This window comes from Pseudoroseicyclus sp. CXY001, assembly GCF_041714655.1.
Lineage (GTDB): Bacteria > Pseudomonadota > Alphaproteobacteria > Rhodobacterales > Rhodobacteraceae > Pseudoroseicyclus_A.
In genome coordinates this window covers 1,061,188-1,077,221 of record NZ_CP168219.1, presented here as the reverse complement: position 1 = coordinate 1,077,221, position 16,034 = coordinate 1,061,188, and the positions used below count along the sequence as shown (strand labels likewise).

The following is a 16,034-nucleotide window of genomic DNA, read 5'->3' as shown; positions in this document are numbered from 1 at the left end:
CGCTTTTCCTTGCGTAAGATAAGCATGATTCCGCGCATGACCGCAGGGTCATGAGCGCGCGCCGCAATTGTCGCGGCACAGCGCGGAACCTTCCCCGAGATGGCGAGTTGAAGCGGCATACAAGGCAGGGATCCCTGCCGGAGAAACTGTGCAAGACATTGCAGGAGGAACACCATGAGGACCTCTCATTCCATTATCGCCGCTCTCGCGATCCTGGCCGGACCGGCCGTGGCTCAGGAAACGGCAGATGCGATCGACAACGGTGACGCGGCTGTGCTGGCCGACGAGCAATATGCCGCTGTCGAAATCGAACTCGGCAGCTTCGAAGCTCAGGAGCTGATCGGCAAGCGCGTCTACGTCAGCGAAGACGGCGCCGAACTCACGGCCGGCCTTGAGAACGGCTGGGACGACATCGGCGAGGTCGGTGACCTCGTGTTCAGCGACGACGGTGAGCTGACCTCCGTCCTGATCGACGTCGGCGGCTTCCTCGGCATCGGCGAGAAGGTCGTGGCCACGCAGCTCGAGGAGCTCAGCTTCTACACCGAGAACGGCGGCGACGATAACTTCTTCGTCGTCTACGCGGGCGACCGTGCCACGCTGGAGAACCAGTCCGCCTACGAAGAGGGCGAGGTCATGACCGACGAGGTGGCCGACACCTCGATGGACGCCGATGACGACGCCGTCATGGACGAAAACGTCGAAGGCGGCACGCTCGTCGCCGAAGGCGATGACGCGCTCGAAGAGGGCACCGAAGCCGATGCCATGGGCGACGACACGATGGTCGCCGAAGGCGAGGTCGAAGCCCAAAGCGACGTCGCGGTCGATGACACCGCGATGGCCGAAGCCGACGCCACCGTCGAATCGGGCGATGTGCTCGAAGGCGAAGACGACACCATGGTCGCCGAAGGCGAAGCTGCGATCGAAGAAGACGCCGACATGACGGATGAAACCGTCGTGGCGGAGGGTGATGCCGCCGTCGAGGAAGACGCCGACATGACCGATGAGACCGTCGTGGCCGAAGGTGATGCCGCCGTCGAAGAAGACGCCGACATGACCGACGAGACCGTCGTGGCCGAAGGCGATGCCGCCGTCGAGGAAGACGCCGACATGACCGACGAGACCGTCGTGGCCGAAGGCGATGCCACCATGGAAGAGCCGGCTGACGCTGGCGAAGACACCATGGTTGCCGAAGACGACGCCACCATGGAAGACGCCGACATGGCGGATGACACCATGGTTGCCGAAGGCGATCGTGACCTCTGGGATGCCCCGTCGATGGAGATGGAAGGCTATGCCAATGTCGAGGCTGCGGCCCTGACGGCGGAAGACCTGCAGGGCGCCCCGGTGTTCGGCACGGAAGATGACCGGATCGGCAAGGTTGCCGACGTGGTTCTCTCCGATGACGGCATGATCGAGTACGCGCTGATCGACGTCGGCGGGTTCCTCGGCATCGGCCAGGACCGCGTGGAAGTGGGCTTCGAAGAGCTGCAGATCCTGCGCGACGAAGCCGGCGATGACCTGCGCATCTTCGTAGCCGCGACCGAAGACCAGCTCAAGGCCCGCGCCGACGAATACACCGAGATGGAATAACTCTGATCCATCCGGGTCGTCAGACCCAAAGGGAAGGGCCGCACCATTGGTGCGGCCCTTTTCTTTTTCGCTGAGTGGCGTGTGACCGTGGCGAAGGACGCGGCCTCCTGCGGCCCCTGCCCTGCCTCAGACCATTTCCGGCGGGACGAGCGGCAGCGGCACGGCCTGGGCGCGGGCGGCGGCGGGATCGTAGGGCACGAGAAAGCCGTGCCGCTCGGACGGCGGCTCGGCGGCATTGCGGTGGACGGCCTCCACCCAGTGATCGAAGGCATCGTCGAGCGGATGGAGCTCGGCCGGTTCGCCGAGCCACATCTCCTGAATGCGCTTGCGGATATGGGACACCTCGTCCTCCGCCGTCAGCTCGACGCCGGCCTCGGTATCCCAATGGAGCGAGCGGCCGTTCAGATTGGCGGAGGACAGGATCGCCGCCGCCCCGTCGAAGACCGAGAGCTTGGAATGCAGATAGACGATCGGCGCGCCGGCGAGGCAGGCGCGCGGCGCCGGGCAATCGTCGTCACGGCAGACGCGCGGCTGCACCGGGCTCGCAACCAGCATCCGCTCCTCGCCGAAGGCGGCGCGGACGATGTCGAGGCAGGCGAGCTGCAGATAATCGCCGTAACGCGCGTCGAGCGTGGGCGGATCGTCGAAGGCGGCCGTCTCGGGCGCCGCGGGCATGACGAGGATCAGCTTGAGGTCGGGAACCTCCCGCGCCCGCGCGGCGAGCGCCCGCGCCAGATCCCGGTCGCGGAAGAACTGCGTTTCCAGATAGATGAGCCGCGTGGCGCGCTTGATGCGCGCATGGTGGCGCGTCTCGATCTCGGTGACGACCTTCTTCGGGCCGAGCCGGAAGGGATGCGACTTGCGCCGCCGGGCGGAGATGGTCCGCAAGAGACCCGCCGCCGGCACCGGATCGGCGCGTGCCTCGGTCACATCGTCGAAATTCTCCAGATGCGCCCGCCCGGCCTCGGCGAGGCCGGGATCGTCGATCAGCACCTGCAGATCGTGCCAGGTGCCTTGCGAGACCTGGTCATGGCCGCGCGTGTCCCAGCGGCGCTCGTTGAGATCGAGCCCGCCGATATAGAGCCAGCGGCCGTCGACGGAGGCGAGCTTCTGGTGATGCGTCACGGGCCAGGAGGGCATCCCCTGCCCGAAGCGGCGCCGGAGCATGGCGCTGACGCCGGGCATGGTCTTCAGCCCCTGCCCATGGCCCTCGCGCTTCTCCTTCAGCGCCTCGCGGGCGACCTTCGACAGGCGCGTGCGGATCAGCGGCGTCAGCAGCACGCGCGCCAGCGTCCCCGGGCGCGAGGGGTGCAGGCGCGGCAACACGGTCAGCGTGCCGGGCGCCTCCGCCCCCGCAAGCTCGCGGATGCCGGTGAGAATGCTCACGGTCTTCCAGGTGCCCTGATGGAGATCCGTCGCCGCAGCGCCGTCGAAATCGGAGAGCCAGAGCCGGATGTCCACGCCGCGGCGGAGCGCATGAACGAGAAGGTCGACCCAAGTGCGGCCGATGGCCAGCCCCTCGGCCGAGCGCAGCTCTGTCTGGGGATCGAAGATGCGAAACCCCATGACGATCTCGCGCTCGGCGGAAAGGACGAGCCGCTCGAAGGTCGGATAGGCCTCCTCGGCGGTGATGAGAAGCCGGATGCGGCCGGCGCCCTCGGCCGGCCCGAGGGTCGGCCCGGCGACGGGGGCGAGCGTGGGCGAGCCGGCAGACGCCCCTGCTGACGGCTTCTGCGCCTGCGCCGGTGTCAGTCCTCCCGCAGCCGGCTGCCCGGCCTCATTCTGTGTGCCTTCTGCGCCGCTCATGCCCTCCCCATCAGGCTGCATCCTGGAAGGCGGCGATGGGGAAGGACAGGACGGTGCGGTGTTCGCGGCCGTCGTTGGTTTCGCTCAAGGTGCCGCCGAGCTGGCGGGCAAAGGCGTTGACGAGCTTGCTGCCGAGGCCATCGCCGCGAGGCTCCGGCGCGTCGCCGGCGGGGGGCACACTGTTGCGGATGTCGAGCACCGCGCCGCCACTCTCGTCTGTGTGCAGGTCGATGGCGATCCACGGGGTCTCGCCCTCTGGCGCGCCGATATACTTGAAGGCGTTCATCACCAGCTCCGACAGGGCGAGCCCCATCGGCACCGCCTGATCGGGGTAGAGCACGACTTCTTCATAGTTCTGAGATAGGTCGATCTCGGCGCCACTTGCATTGACGCCGCCGACGCCGGCCGCCGCCGTCTGCTCGACGATGGCGGAGAAGAGCTCGTCAGCGCGGACCCGCTCTTCCGCCGAGGTCTCGTAGAGCTTCTGATGCACCCGCGCGATGGAGGCGACGCGGTGCTGCAGCTCAACGAGCACCCGCCGTTCGGCCGGGTCGCTCATCTTGCGCATCTTCATGTTGATGATCGAGGCGATGAGCTGAAGGTTGTTCTTCACCCGGTGGTGCACCTCCTTGAGGAGCACCGTCTTCTGGTGGATCGAATTGTGAAGCTCCGCCTCGTCGCGCAGCACGCTTTCGGCCAGAAGCTGCCAGGTCTCGTCCATGTCGACGAGCTCCTGCGGCTCCCAGGGGCTCTGGTTGCGCGGGATGATGCGGCGGTTGCGCATGAACATGAGCATCCGGGCCCGCAGGTTCCGCGTCGGCTTGATGACCATCGCCTGGACGGAGAAGAAGGCCACCGCCAGCCCGGCGAGCCACATGGCGGCGGGGAAGAGCAGCGAATAGGCGACGTGCAGCCCGTCGGCGATGACGCTGTCGGCGCGGTAGGCCCAGGAGCCGAGCGCGAAGACGACGCCCTGCTCGATCGGCACCACGGCGAAGAAGCGCCTCTGGCCGGACTCGGTCGTGCCGATGAAGGCGGTGCGACCGATGCGCGCGAGATTGGCGAGATCGGCATTGGCCGGAAGCTGCCGCTCGAGCGAGCCCGCATTCTCTCCAGCGGTGAGGATCTCGCCGCTGGCGTTGAAGGTGACGAGGTTGATCGGCCGGTCGGAGGCGGCGGCGCCGTCGACCATCGCCTCGGCCAGCGCGCCATGTTCGAGCGACACGGTGACAAAGCCGTTGTAGTCGCCCTCGGCGCTGATGACCGGCACGCCCACGGCGACCACGGCGCGCTGCGTGATGGCGCCGTCGCCGATGACCATCGCCCGCTCGCGCGGGTTCTCGACCATGTCGACCACGCTCGGCCGCTCGGAGACATCCGTCCCCACCCCGTCGGAGGCGCATTGGACGATGCCGTCAGCCGAGACATAGCCGACGAAGGCCACGGGGTCCGCCCGGTCGAGGAAGCGCGCCAGCCCGGCCTCGCAGAGTTCGCCCTCGTTGCGCAGAAGCGGCGCCGCGGCGGCCAGCATCCGTGCCGCCCCGAAGGCCGCCTGGATGTGGCTCGCCTCGCGCGCCGCCGCCTCGGCGGTGCGCGACAGAAGGTTGGCCGACGAATTCTTGTCGGTCTCCTTCAGCAGCAGATAGGTCTGGTTCACGGAAATGAGACCGATGGGCAGAAGCGCAAGGGCCATCAGCGCCGCGATGCGGAAGGTGAGCGAATGGGATCGCTCGCGCAGCCGCGAGAGGACAGACGTCAAAAGGCCGCCTTCCGAGATTGCCGCCCGTCGGTCACCACGGCGAGCGTGGCGGCGTCGGTCATCTCAAGCGGTTCATCATCGGAAAGCTGCAGGATCTCGACCAGCCGGGCACGGCCGCGGAAGACGCGGGACTTGATGGTCCCGACGGCGACGCCGCAGGTCTCGGCCGCTTCCTCGTAGGTCATCCCCGAGGCGCCGACCAGAACCAGCGCCTCGCGCTGCTCGTCGGGCAATTCGGTGAAGGCCTTGCGGAAGTCGTTGAGCGCGAGGCGCCCGTCATGCTGCGGCTTGACCGAGAGGCTCGCCGCCATGACGCCGTCTGCATCGGCGACCTCGTACTTCATCTTGCGCCGGCCCGAATAGAAGGCGTTGCGCAGGATGGTGAAGAGCCAGGCACGCATGTTGGTGCCGGGCTTGAAGCTGTCGATCGCCCGCCAGGCGTTGACGATGGTGTCCTGCACCAGATCGTCGGCGGCCGATGAATTCCGGGTCAGCGACACGGCGAAGGCTCGGAGCGAGGGAAGGTGCACGAGGATCTCGTCGCGCGGATCCATCGCCTCCTTGTCGCCCGGGCCCTTGTTGCCCTGTCCCTTGTCATCCGGACGTTTGCGAGCAGAGCTCATGGATGGCTGTCCTGCTCCTTGAGCTGCTTCAGCAGCTCGACAAATCGATCGGGAAGCTCACGTTCAACCTCTTGCTGGAAGACCCTGCGGAGGTTGCTATCGATCATCTGCTCCAGATCGTCTTTTTGATGTTTTTCAGGCATTGTCCCCTTCGGCACCTTTCGCACCACTGACGTCTAGCTACGTTTTTTTCTGCTCCAGTCGGAACCAAACGCTATCCGGCACGTTCGGTTCCGCGAAAAGTACTAAAAGGGGTAAAAAATGTCGCAGGCCACTGAGCCGTCGTTTCTCTCCGTCGCCGTTGCAGATCTTCTGCCCTATCTGCGCCGCTATGCGCGTGCGCTGACCGGGAGCCAGACGAGCGGTGACAACTATGTGGCGGCCACGCTGGAAGCACTTCTGACCGACAGATCCGTCTTCGATCAGGGGCACTCCAAGAAGGTCGCGCTCTTCCGTGCCTTCCATCTGATCTGGAGCTCCTCCGGCGCTCCTGTCGGCGAAGGCGACAACGGGCTCGCCCGCCGCGCCCAGAGCCATATGGCACGGCTGACCACGAACACCCGCGAGGCGCTGCTCCTCTACACCATCGAGGAGTTCTCGGCCGGCGACATCGCCACGATCATGGAGATCGAGGAGAGCGAGGTCCGTCATCTGATCGACACCGCCCGCCGCGAGATGGAAGAGAGCATCACCGGCCGCGTGCTCGTCATCGAGGACGAGCCGATCATCGCCATGGATATCCAGGACATCGTCGCCGACATGGGCCATGCCATCACCGGCGTGGCGCGGACGCATACCGAGGCGGTCGAGCTCTTCAAGAAGGAGAAGCCCGATCTGATCCTCTCGGACATCCAGCTCGCCGACGGCTCGTCGGGCATCGAGGCGGTGAACGAGATCCTCGGGCTCGCGGGCGACATTCCGGTGATCTTCATCACCGCCTTCCCCGAGCGGCTCCTGACGGGCGAACGGCCGGAGCCGGCCTTCGTCATCACCAAGCCCTATTCGGAAGATCAGGTGCGCTCGGCCGTCAGCCAGGCCAGCTTCTTCTCGTCGACGGAGACGCTGCACGCCTGACCTCGCAAACCAGTTTCAGCGCCGCCCACCCTATTTCAGTCCTGCGGGCGGCGCTGGTTTCTCGGGCCCGCCGGATTTGCTCCGGCGGGCTCTTTTTATCGGCTCAGCCGAGGGTCGCGCGGAGCATCCAGGCGGCTTTCTCATGGGCGGCGGAGCGCGCGGTGATCAGGTCGGCGGTCACCGGATCGTTCTGGCCTTCGGCGATGCGGATCACCGCATGAAGCCGGTGCGCCAGGCGCTCGTGATCGGCGGCGAGGCTCTTGACCACCTCGGTCACGGCGAAGTCGCTGATGGCCTCGTCGATGACATTGCCCGTCGTCAGCTCGGCAATCGTCGCCGGCGCCTTCAGCCCCAGGGCGCGGATGCGCTCGGCCATCTCGTCGGCGGCGGCGAAGAGATCCTCGTATTGCTCTTCGGTCAGCTTGTGGATCGCGAAGAACTGCGGGCCTTCGAGGTTCCAGTGGTAGATATGCGTCTTGGCCATCAGCCGGTAGGTATCGGCCAGCGCGCTCGCGAGCGCGGCGGCGACGCTTTCCTCGTTGCGGACACCGGTGTGGAGCGATTGGGCAGCGGTCATGGTCTTCTCCTTCGTCTCAATGAAACGGGCGGGGCATGGCCCCGCCCGTGAGGGTGCGTCTCGTCCGGCCGATCACATCGGCGGGCGGCCCCGGAGCGCGCCGGCGATGGCGGCGACGAGGAAGAGGACGAGGAAGATGAAGAACAGGATCTGCGCGATGCTCGCGGCACCGGCCGCGATGCCGCCAAACCCGAACACAGCGGCGATGATCGCCACGACGAGGAACGTGAGAGCCCAGCCAAGCATGGGAGCCTCCTAGGTATGGTTTCAACGATTGGGCGCCTTCGCCCGATTTGAAAACCAAACGCCAACGTGCCAACCCCGGTTCCCGGACGAAGAATTTCCTGAAAAGACGGAACCTTTCCGGCGCCCGCGCATTACAGAGGCGGATGAAATGGTCATGAGGAGAGGCAGACATGCCCGCCAGAGGTTCCAGCAACAACGGCGTTGAGGCGACTCTTGCCGACTTCATGAAGCAGTTCGAGACGCTCAAGGAAGACCTTGCCGAGCTGTCCCAGCAGGCCGCCGAGATCGGCGCGACGCAGAAGAAACTCCTGCGCAGCAACGCCGTGCAGGGCGCCGAGGTGATCCGCAGCCGCAGCGAAGCGGCCGTGGCCGAACTCTCGAGCGCCGCCCGCCGCGCCGCCGAAGGCGCTGCCGAGACCGCGACCACGCAGGTGCGCGAGAACCCCGCCGCCGCCATCGGGCTTGCGACCGGCATCGGCTTCCTCGTCGGGCTGGTCCTGTCGCGCCGCAAGTGATGCTGCGCCTCCGGCTCGCCGCCGCCGCCATCGCGCGCAACGCCGTTCTCGGCGTTGCCGCTCTTCTATGCCTCACCGTCGGGCTGGGATGCCTGACGGCGGCCGCCTGGATCGCCATCGCCGCCGCGCAGGGTCACCTGATCGCGGCGCTCTGCATCGGCGGCTTCTGGATGCTGATGGCCTTCGTCCTTGTCCTTATTCTCACGCGCCGCCCCCGTCCCGTCGCCGCCCCCGTGGCGGCAGCGGCGCCGACGGCGGCCACCCCCGGCGTCCTCACGCCGACGCTCGTCAGCTCAGTTGCCATGGCCTTTGCCCAGGGGCTCGGGGCCGGGCTTTCCAGCCGCAGGCCGCGCTGACCTCACCTTATTGATATTCTGACAAGTTTTCGCAGCCGCGCCCGAAACCCCGGGCGCGGTTGTTGCGTTGTACCTGCAACAACGCGATCCGAACGAGGAGATCACTGCCATGATCGGCAAAGGTATTGCACTCGCTCTTGCAGCCACCGGCGGCGTCGCCGCCGCAGCCATCCCCGCCGTCACCCCGGCGGCTATGACCGAACAATCGGTCGACGGCACCGTCATCCCGGCGAGCGCCCTGACCTTCACCGGCGTCAACGTCGATGCCCTCATCGCCGCCCCGGTGCTCGATGCCGCCCAGCGGCAGGTCGGCAGCGTCGCGGAGCTCTTCATCGACGGCAATGGCGCCATCAGCGGCGCCGTCGTCTCCGTCGGCGGGCTCTTTTCCCAGCGTGAGGTCGCCCTCGAGATGGCCGACATGCAGGTCATGTCGATGCCGGACGGCGCCTTCGTCGTGCAGGCGTCCATGACCGCCGAAGGGCTGGATGCGCTGCCGGTCTTCGAGAGCTGAGAGAACTGAACGACAAAGAAAAGGGGCGGCGCAGATGATGCGCCGCCCCTTTTCTTGTCTGTCTTTCCCTTGCCGTGGCCCGTCGGGGGCCCGTCGACGGGGGGGTCAGTCCCCCGCCGGCTTTCCGCTATCCTCTGCCGCAAAGAGCGGCCTGGGGTCGACGGCCCCGGCGCGTCCCGTCAGCACCACCAGGAACCAGACGAGAAGTGGAATGGCCACGATCCCGCCGATTGGCCCCCAGATCCATAGGCCGAAGGTCACAGACAGGAAGATCAGCAGCGGGTTGATCCGCATCTCTCGCCCGACCAGCGAGGGCGTGATGAACTGGCCTTCCATCATGTTGAGCAGGAAGAAGCTCGCCGCCGGCAGCAGCGAATAGGCGCCATCGAAGGCGGCGATCCCGGCGATCAGCAGCGAGATGCCGAAGACGGCGGGGCCGAGATAGACGACGAAGTTCATGAAGAACGCCAGCAGGCCCCATTGCAGCGCCCCCGGCAGCCCGATGAGCTTCAGCGCCCCGGCGACCATGACACCGAGGCAGGTGTTGATGAGCGTGATCGTCAGGAAGTAATGCGCCACCCGCCGTTCGGCGCGGCGCAGGTCGCTGGTTTGCAGCGGCCGGCCGTCATGGCCGGGCAGCACCCGGCGCAGGAACCCGTAGACCTCGTCGCGCGTCGCCACGAAGAAAAAGAGCGTCCCCGCGAAGACGATGACCTGCGCGAGGATCGACGGCGCGAGCAGCAGCGCGTCGCGCACATCGGGCAGCTCCTCGCCCGACGCCGCCGGCGCCGCGGCAGCCGCCGCCTCGGCCGTTCCGGGCTCTGCCCCGGACAAGGTGTCGGCCATGTCTTCGGACATCGAGGACAGATCGGCCAGCGTGCCCCGGAGATTGCCGAGCGCGTCATTCAGGTCGCGCGCCACCTTGGGAAGGGATTCGATGAGCCGCATGGCGATGGGCTGCAGTGCCAGCACCAGAAGCACGACGACGCTCATCGTAAGGATCAGGCTGATAAGCGCCCCGAACGTGCGGCCCACCCCCCAGCGCTCCAACGTGTCAGAAACCGGCGACAGGACGACGCCGGCGACCAGGGCCAGCACAATGGGCGCAACGATGCCCTCGGCGACCTGTAATGTGAAGCCAATGGCAAGCGCCGCGATCACGACGATCGCGGCGCGGCCAATCCCCTCTCCCTTCACCATGGCTGTGGATCAGGCTTTGTGCGGCGCAGAAGAGCGCGGCCCGGCGATGAGCCAGATGATGAAGCCGAGGACCGGCAGGATGAGCACGAGCAGCGTCCAGAGCACCTTGCTGCCCGTCGAGGCGGACGAGCTGATGATCGAGACGATGGCCCAGATGTCGAGGGCAAGAACGATAAGGCCGCCGATAGCGCTGAACATGGATTTCTCCTGTGAAAATGATTGCCGCACGCCTCTCCGCGCGGCCTTTCGGTCACAACGCCGGCCGGGGTGCAAGGTTCCGCCCCGGCATCAGGGCGCCGGCGCCGGCCCCTCTCCCTGCCGCGGCGCCGCGGGCGGCGCCACCAACCTCAGGGCCTTGTCGACAGCCTCGTTCAGCGAGGCGTCCGAGAAGGGCAAGGTCAGGACGGCGTAATGGGCGGCGTGGGCCGTATCGTGCGATGCCCCGTTTGCGGGCTCGTAATCCGCCTGCAGGAGCACGACGGCGCTTCCCGCTTCGGCAAAGCGCGCGGCGGCCTCGGCCGACGCGATGTCTTTGAGTTCATGAGAAACAACCACAAGTCTTGGAACGGAAGTTCCTTCCTGTGCGTTCCTTGCGTCAGAAAACGATCGAAACCGGATGAGGTCATCGCCCGGGAACCGCATCGCGAGGTTCTCGCAAATATCGTCGGCGACAAGGGATTCCGCGCAAATGACGAGTAGTGAAGACAAGACTCACCCCTTCCCAGGTTCACAACTTACGGGCGCAAGATCACATGCGGCGGCGCAGCGCTCATTAAACTGTGACATATGTCATCAAACGTTATCATTTGGCGCCCCGACCGCCGGGAGCTGCCGATGACGACGCCCTGCAGCGCCTGTCCGCTCCGCCGCCGCGAGCATTTCGTCGAGATGACCCGCGATGAGGTCCGCCAGACCGAGGCCTTCAAGGCGGGTGAGATGACCATCGAGCCCGGCACGCATCTGCTCATCGAAGGGGCCGGTTCCGCCCAGCTATACACGGCCCTGAGCGGCATGGGCCTGCGCTACAAGAGCCTCGCGGACGGCAGCCGGCAGGTCTTGAACATCATCTTTCCCGGTGACTTCGTCGGCCTTCAGGCCGGCGTCATGGGAGAGATGAAGCACTCCGTCGTCGCGCGCACGCAGATGACGCTCTGCGTCTTCGATCGCAACGAATTTTACTCATTCGTCCGGTCCAGCCCCAACCGCGGCTTCGACGTCACCTGGCTCGCGGCGATGGAGGAGCATTTCCTCGGTGAGGCGCTGGCAACCGTCGGCCAGCGCGACGCCTCCGACCGCATCGCCTGGGCCCTCGTGCGCATCTATCAGCGCGGCCAGGCGCTCGGGATGGTCAACGGCGGTGGGCTCATGCCCTTCCCCTTCCGTCAACAGGATCTCGCGGATCTTCTCGGCCTCTCGCTCGTTCATACCAACAAGACACTCGCGCGCCTGCGCCGCCACAACCTCGTGCGCTGGCAGGACGGGCAACTGGCCATTCCGGGTCTGGAGCCGATGGCAGAGATGGCGGGGCTCGAGCTCGAGCCGCCGCCCAGACGCCCGTTGATCTGAGCGGGCGACAGGCCCCGCCGCGCCGGGAAAGGAAGGCAGACGGTCATGGACATCTTCAGTTTCGTCGCAGGGACGCTCACCGGCGTCGCCGTGACCGGCCTCATCTGGATCGTGATGATCGGCATCCGCCGCTGAGGCCACGCCGGCCCCGTCGCCTCCCGGAGGCCGGCTGTCATGCCGCTGACATGCACCACTGGCAAAAGCCTTGGCCAACAAGGAGCTTTTGCCGATGGCCCCCCGCCAGATGCCCCCTCGCCGCCCGCTTTCGCTGCGCCTCACCGGCGCGGCGGTGCTGCGCGACGGCGAGATGCAGGAGCGGACCGTGGCGATGGAGGGCGGCGTCATCTCGAAGGGCCCGCTGCCCGAGGCGGACCTCTCGGGCCATCTCATCCTCCCCGGCATCGTCGATCTGCAGTCAGGCGTTCTGGCCGCCGCCCTGCCCGGCCGCTCCGGCCCGGCAGGGGCGCTTGCGGCCACCGACAGGGCGCTGGCGCGGGCCGGCGTGACGACGGCCTGGGCGGTGCAGGGGTGGAGCTGGGCGGGCGGCGTGGCGGCGCCCGAGATGGCAGAGGCGGTGCTGCAGGCGCTCGGCGCCTACCGGCCCTCGGCGGGGATCGACCTGCGCCTCCAGCTCGCCTGTGAGACGCATATGCCCGGCAGCCTCGACCGGATCGTGTCCGCCGTGCGCCGCCACAAGCTGGATTTCGTGACCTTTCAGAACAGCTTGCCGAACGAAGCTGCGCCGGGCTCCACCGCCGCCGCGGCGCGGGAGCTCGGCGGGCAGGTGCCGCGCTTCCTCTGCCGGCTCGCCGATGCCTTCGACACGCTCGGCACGCTCTACGGCAGCCGCTTCGACCCCGACGCCCAGACCCGCGAATATTACTCGATGATCGGCGCCGGCATCTGCGTGACGCCCGCCGCGCCCGCCCCCGCCGCCGTGGCCCGTGCCGTGGGCGATGCGGTGCTCCTGCCGGCGCCGGCGCTGCTGCGGGCGAGGGCGGAGCCGGCGCCGCTGCCGATCCTCCGCCGCGGACAATGCGACGCCCTCGTCTCCGCCGATGCGCCGGGGGCACTCGTGGCCGCCGCCCTGATGCTGGCGAAGGAGATCGGCCTGCCGGCCGCCTGGGCGCTGATCTCCAGCCGCCCGGCGGAGATCCTGCGCCTGCCCGACCGTGGCGTCATCGACTACGGGCGCCGGGCGGACCTCACCATCCTCGATGCCGCGAGCGGCAATGTGGCGGCGACCATCGTTGCCGGGCGGCTGGTCTGGGCCGCGCCCGGCCTATCGGAGCGCCTTCAGCAGGCGGGGGCGCCGGAGGTGGTGGCCGCCTGAGGCCCGCGGCGGATGAGATTGCAAAAGGTCAAGTCAGCGGCGGCATGCGGCCCTAAACTCGGCCCCGAGATCGCATTTCTGCAAGTCGTTCAGCCCGGCACCCGCGGGAAAACAAGCCCGTCGAAGAGCTTTCGCGCCGTCCTGAGCGTCCCCGCCCGCACGACCGCGCCCGCCGCATCCCGCTCCAGCAGCACCTCCGCCGCCCCGCCCGGATGCTCGATCACGAAGGTCTCCCCCTCCGGCAGCCGCGCCACAGAGGCGGCCGGCGTGCCCTCCATCACCGCCGCCGCGGCGACGGAGACGGCGGCGAAAACACCGACCGTCGCATGCACCCGGTGCGGGATGAAGCTGCGGGTGTTGAGCGTGCCGCCCGCCTGCGGCCCCGAGACGAGGAACATCTTCGGCACGCTCTTCTCCGCCACATCGCCGAGCCCCATCAGCGGCCCGGCGGCCAGGCGGATCGCCTCCACCCGCTCTTTCAACGCGGCATTGCCCTCAAGCTCCTCGCGGCTTTCGCGCCCCGTCACCCCGAGATCGGCGGCGCGCATGACCACGCAGGGCATCCCGAGGTCGAGGAGCGTCGCCTCGACGCCCTCGATCACGTCCACCGCCCGGCCGGTCGGCAGGAGCGCCCCGCACATCGAGCCCTCCAGCCCCTCGAACTTCAGCGGCACCGCCGCATGGGTGCCCGGCACCCCGTCGATCCGCGCCTCGCCCCGATAGCTGACCCGCCCGCCCGGCGTCGCGATCAGCGCCTCGGCCACCTCGCCGGTGTTGACCATGTGGATCCGCACCCGCGTCTCTTTCCCTGCCGCCGCCACTAACCCCCGCTCGATGGCGGCCGGGCCGACGCCGGCGAGGATGTTGCCGCAGCCCTGCGCATCCGAAACCAGCGCCTGATCGACGAAGACCTGCAGGAAGAGGTAGTCGACATCGGCATCCTCTCGGCTCGGCGGCGAGAGCACCGCGACCTTCGAGGTGAGCGGATCCGCCCCGCCGATCCCGTCGATCTGCCGCGCGTCGGGCGAGCCCATGATGCGCAGGAGCAGGTCATCGCGCGCCGCCACATCCTCCGGCAGGTCGGAGTCGAGGAAATAGGCGCCCTTCGAGGTGCCCCCCCGCATCCAGAGGCAGGGGATGCCCTCGTCTTCAGACATATTTCAGCCCCTTGGCCTCCAGCCGCGGCCGCATGTCGTAGATGTCGAGCCCGAGCTCGCCCGAGGCGAGCCGCGCCCGCTTCGCCTCCTCCGCCGCCAGCCGCTTTTCGGCGGCGGCCAGCACCTCCTCCGCCTCCTCGCGCCGCACCACGACCACCCCGTCGTCATCGGCGACGATCACGTCGCCGGCGTTCACCAGCTGGCCCCCGCAGACCACCTGCACGTTCACCGAGCCCAAGGTCTTCTTCACCGTCGCCTCGGCGGAGACCGCCTTTGACCAGACCGGAAAGCCCATGGCGCGCAGGTCGCGCGTGTCGCGGACGCCCGCGTCGATCACCAGCCCCCGGCAGCCGCGCGCCATGGCGGAGGTCGCGAGGAGGTCGCCGAAATAGCCGTTGTCGCAGGGCGAGGTCGGCGCCAGAACGAGCACGTCGCCGGCCTTAAGCTGCTCAATGGCCACATGGATCATCCAGTTGTCCCCCGGCGGCGCCGAGATCGTCACCGCCGAGCCGGCAATCGCCGCGCCCTCCTGAATGGGCCGCATCCGCGACGCGAAGCACCCCCGCCGCCCCTGCGCCTCATGCACCGTCGCGACCCCGGCCCTCGCCAGCCCGTCGATCACCTCGGCCGCCGCCCTCTCAACATTCTGCACGACAACGTTCGCCATCCCGGATCCCCTTTCATCTGGCCATAAATACCTCGGGGGGTCCGGGGGGCTGGCCCCCCGGCCTCTCCCCCAAGGCGCAACCTCAGCCCTTCTCCACCGGCGGCGTCCCGTGCGTATGGAACGTCGCGATCGTCTTCAGCCCCCAGGCCTGGCCCTTGGCGCGATCCGCCTCCGTCCAGACCACCGGCTCCCAGTCTGGCTGCATGACAAGCCGCGCGCCGGCATTGGCGAGCTCGATCCGGTTGCCCGCCGGCTCCCAGGCATAGAGGAAGAAGCTCCCCTGGATGGCGTGCTTGTGCGGCCCCGTCTCGATATGCACGCCGTTCTCCAGATAGATGTCGGCGGCGCGCAGGATGTCTTCCCGCGTGTCGGTCGCATAGGTGACGTGGTGCAGCCGGCCCTCGCCGCCGCCCCGCTCCTCGGAACAGACGAGATCGTAGCTCTTGTTGTTGCAGGTGAACCAGCAGCCGCCCATCCGGCCGTTGTCGAGCTGGATATATTCGGTCACCCGGTGGCCGAGGCAGGTCCCCACGAAGTCGCGAAAGGCGGTGACATCCTCGCCGAGGAGGTTCACATGGTCGATCCGCCGGGGGGAGATCCCCTGCCCGTGATAGCGGGAGGAGAGGTTCTTCAGCGCCGAGGCATCCTCCGGCGGCGCCTTGTATTTCACCGTCTCCCAGTAGAGCTCGAACACATGGCCGAACGGGTCCTCGAAGCGGAAGGCGCGGCCATGGCCGAGGTCGCCCTCGACCCAGCCCAGCACCTTGTAGTCGCTCGCCTCGATGGCGGCGACGCGCCGCTCAAGCGCCTCGGGTGAGGACACCCGGTAGGCGATATGGCCGACGCCGGTGCGGTCCGCCTTCGTCAGCTTCAGCGAGTGAAACTCGTAATCCTCCCAGGCGCGGAGATAGGCGGAGCCCTCGTCCTGTCCCGAGAGCTTCAGCCCGTAAACGCGGGTGAAGAAATCGAGGCTCTCCTCGAAGCGGTCTGTGAAGACCTCGACATGCCCCAGATGGGCGAGGTCGAAATTCGGGTTGGTGGGCTCTTGCATCGT

At 67.6% G+C, this 16,034-nt stretch carries 19 protein-coding genes; 7 read left to right on the top strand and 12 right to left on the bottom strand.

Features of this window, described 5'->3' with window-relative positions; translation table 11 throughout:
* Positions 1-174: 174 nt before the first annotated feature.
* Positions 175-1,590, top strand: coding sequence for a PRC-barrel domain-containing protein (locus ACAZ03_RS05345; protein ID WP_373356360.1), 1,416 nt, complete (start codon positions 175-177; stop codon positions 1,588-1,590).
* Between the two features lie 126 nt (positions 1,591-1,716).
* Here the strand turns inward: ACAZ03_RS05345 and ACAZ03_RS05340 are convergent, their stop codons facing one another.
* From ACAZ03_RS05340 to ACAZ03_RS05325, 4 genes are all read right to left on the bottom strand, one after another.
* Positions 1,717-3,396 carry a phosphatidylserine/phosphatidylglycerophosphate/cardiolipin synthase family protein gene (locus ACAZ03_RS05340; protein ID WP_373356359.1) on the bottom strand — a complete coding sequence of 560 codons (1,680 nt, stop codon included), beginning with the start codon at positions 3,394-3,396 and terminating at the stop codon, positions 1,717-1,719.
* A 10-nt stretch (positions 3,397-3,406) separates the two neighbouring features.
* Positions 3,407-5,155 (bottom strand): sensor histidine kinase, encoded by a 1,749-nt coding sequence (locus ACAZ03_RS05335; RefSeq protein WP_373356357.1) that lies wholly within the window; start codon positions 5,153-5,155, stop codon positions 3,407-3,409.
* Positions 5,152-5,709: an RNA polymerase sigma factor gene (locus ACAZ03_RS05330; protein WP_373357045.1), complete on the bottom strand. Its 558-nt coding sequence runs from the start codon at positions 5,707-5,709 to the stop codon at positions 5,152-5,154. The genes ACAZ03_RS05335 and ACAZ03_RS05330 overlap by 4 nt, the downstream gene beginning before the upstream one ends.
* Positions 5,710-5,774: 65 nt before the next feature.
* Positions 5,775-5,921, bottom strand: a complete 147-nt coding sequence (locus ACAZ03_RS05325) for a NepR family anti-sigma factor (RefSeq protein WP_373356356.1) — start codon at positions 5,919-5,921, stop codon at positions 5,775-5,777.
* A 118-nt stretch (positions 5,922-6,039) separates the two neighbouring features.
* On the opposite strand from ACAZ03_RS05325, the gene ACAZ03_RS05320 reads away from it, so the two are divergent.
* Positions 6,040-6,852, top strand: coding sequence for a response regulator (locus tag ACAZ03_RS05320; RefSeq protein WP_373356355.1), 813 nt, complete (start codon positions 6,040-6,042; stop codon positions 6,850-6,852).
* 103 nt (positions 6,853-6,955) lie between these two features.
* Here ACAZ03_RS05320 and ACAZ03_RS05315 read toward each other — a convergent pair whose 3' ends face one another.
* Positions 6,956-7,429, bottom strand: coding sequence for a Dps family protein (locus tag ACAZ03_RS05315; RefSeq protein WP_373356354.1), 474 nt, complete (start codon positions 7,427-7,429; stop codon positions 6,956-6,958).
* Positions 7,430-7,501: 72 nt separating this feature from the next.
* Entirely contained in the window at positions 7,502-7,675 is a 174-nt protein-coding gene (locus tag ACAZ03_RS05310) for a DUF1328 family protein (RefSeq protein ID WP_373356353.1), read from the bottom strand.
* Positions 7,676-7,845: 170 nt separating this feature from the next.
* Here ACAZ03_RS05310 and ACAZ03_RS05305 point away from each other — a divergent pair, with 170 nt between their 5' ends.
* The 3 genes from ACAZ03_RS05305 to ACAZ03_RS05295 all read left to right on the top strand — a co-directional run bounded on the left by ACAZ03_RS05305 (position 7,846) and on the right by ACAZ03_RS05295 (position 9,057).
* Positions 7,846-8,190 (top strand): YqjD family protein, encoded by a 345-nt coding sequence (locus tag ACAZ03_RS05305; protein ID WP_373356352.1) that lies wholly within the window; start codon positions 7,846-7,848, stop codon positions 8,188-8,190.
* The gene (locus tag ACAZ03_RS05300) at positions 8,190-8,546 is read left to right on the top strand and encodes a hypothetical protein (RefSeq protein WP_373356351.1); all 357 of its coding nucleotides are present in this window, start codon (positions 8,190-8,192) and stop codon (positions 8,544-8,546) included. The genes ACAZ03_RS05305 and ACAZ03_RS05300 overlap by 1 nt, the downstream gene beginning before the upstream one ends.
* Positions 8,547-8,655: 109 nt before the next feature.
* On the top strand, positions 8,656-9,057 hold the full coding sequence (locus tag ACAZ03_RS05295) for a PRC-barrel domain-containing protein (RefSeq protein WP_373356350.1): 402 nt from the start codon (positions 8,656-8,658) through the stop codon (positions 9,055-9,057).
* Between the two features lie 105 nt (positions 9,058-9,162).
* Here the strand turns inward: ACAZ03_RS05295 and ACAZ03_RS05290 are convergent, their stop codons facing one another.
* The 3 genes from ACAZ03_RS05290 to ACAZ03_RS05280 all read right to left on the bottom strand — a co-directional run bounded on the left by ACAZ03_RS05290 (position 9,163) and on the right by ACAZ03_RS05280 (position 10,965).
* Positions 9,163-10,257, bottom strand: coding sequence for an AI-2E family transporter (locus ACAZ03_RS05290; RefSeq protein WP_373356349.1), 1,095 nt, complete (start codon positions 10,255-10,257; stop codon positions 9,163-9,165).
* A gap of 9 nt (positions 10,258-10,266) precedes the next feature.
* Positions 10,267-10,455 (bottom strand): PLDc N-terminal domain-containing protein, encoded by a 189-nt coding sequence (locus ACAZ03_RS05285; RefSeq protein ID WP_373356348.1) that lies wholly within the window; start codon positions 10,453-10,455, stop codon positions 10,267-10,269.
* A gap of 90 nt (positions 10,456-10,545) precedes the next feature.
* Positions 10,546-10,965, bottom strand: a complete 420-nt coding sequence (locus tag ACAZ03_RS05280) for a hypothetical protein (RefSeq protein WP_373356347.1) — start codon at positions 10,963-10,965, stop codon at positions 10,546-10,548.
* A gap of 126 nt (positions 10,966-11,091) precedes the next feature.
* On the opposite strand from ACAZ03_RS05280, the gene ACAZ03_RS05275 reads away from it, so the two are divergent.
* Both ACAZ03_RS05275 and ACAZ03_RS05270 read left to right on the top strand, forming a co-directional pair.
* Complete coding sequence (locus ACAZ03_RS05275) at positions 11,092-11,823, top strand: Crp/Fnr family transcriptional regulator (protein ID WP_373356346.1); 732 nt, start codon at positions 11,092-11,094, stop codon at positions 11,821-11,823.
* 244 nt (positions 11,824-12,067) lie between these two features.
* Positions 12,068-13,156, top strand: coding sequence for an alkylphosphonate utilization protein (locus ACAZ03_RS05270; RefSeq protein ID WP_373356345.1), 1,089 nt, complete (start codon positions 12,068-12,070; stop codon positions 13,154-13,156).
* A gap of 89 nt (positions 13,157-13,245) precedes the next feature.
* Here the strand turns inward: ACAZ03_RS05270 and ACAZ03_RS05265 are convergent, their stop codons facing one another.
* The 3 genes from ACAZ03_RS05265 to ACAZ03_RS05255 form a co-directional block, all read right to left on the bottom strand.
* Entirely contained in the window at positions 13,246-14,313 is a 1,068-nt protein-coding gene (locus tag ACAZ03_RS05265; RefSeq protein WP_373356344.1) for a 4-oxalomesaconate tautomerase, read from the bottom strand.
* Complete coding sequence (locus ACAZ03_RS05260; RefSeq protein ID WP_373356343.1) at positions 14,306-14,980, bottom strand: 4-carboxy-4-hydroxy-2-oxoadipate aldolase/oxaloacetate decarboxylase; 675 nt, start codon at positions 14,978-14,980, stop codon at positions 14,306-14,308. Before ACAZ03_RS05260 ends, ACAZ03_RS05265 begins: the two co-directional genes overlap by 8 nt.
* 82 nt (positions 14,981-15,062) lie before the next feature.
* Entirely contained in the window at positions 15,063-16,031 is a 969-nt protein-coding gene (locus tag ACAZ03_RS05255; RefSeq protein WP_373356341.1) for a VOC family protein, read from the bottom strand.
* Between the last annotated feature and the right edge of the window lie 3 nt (positions 16,032-16,034).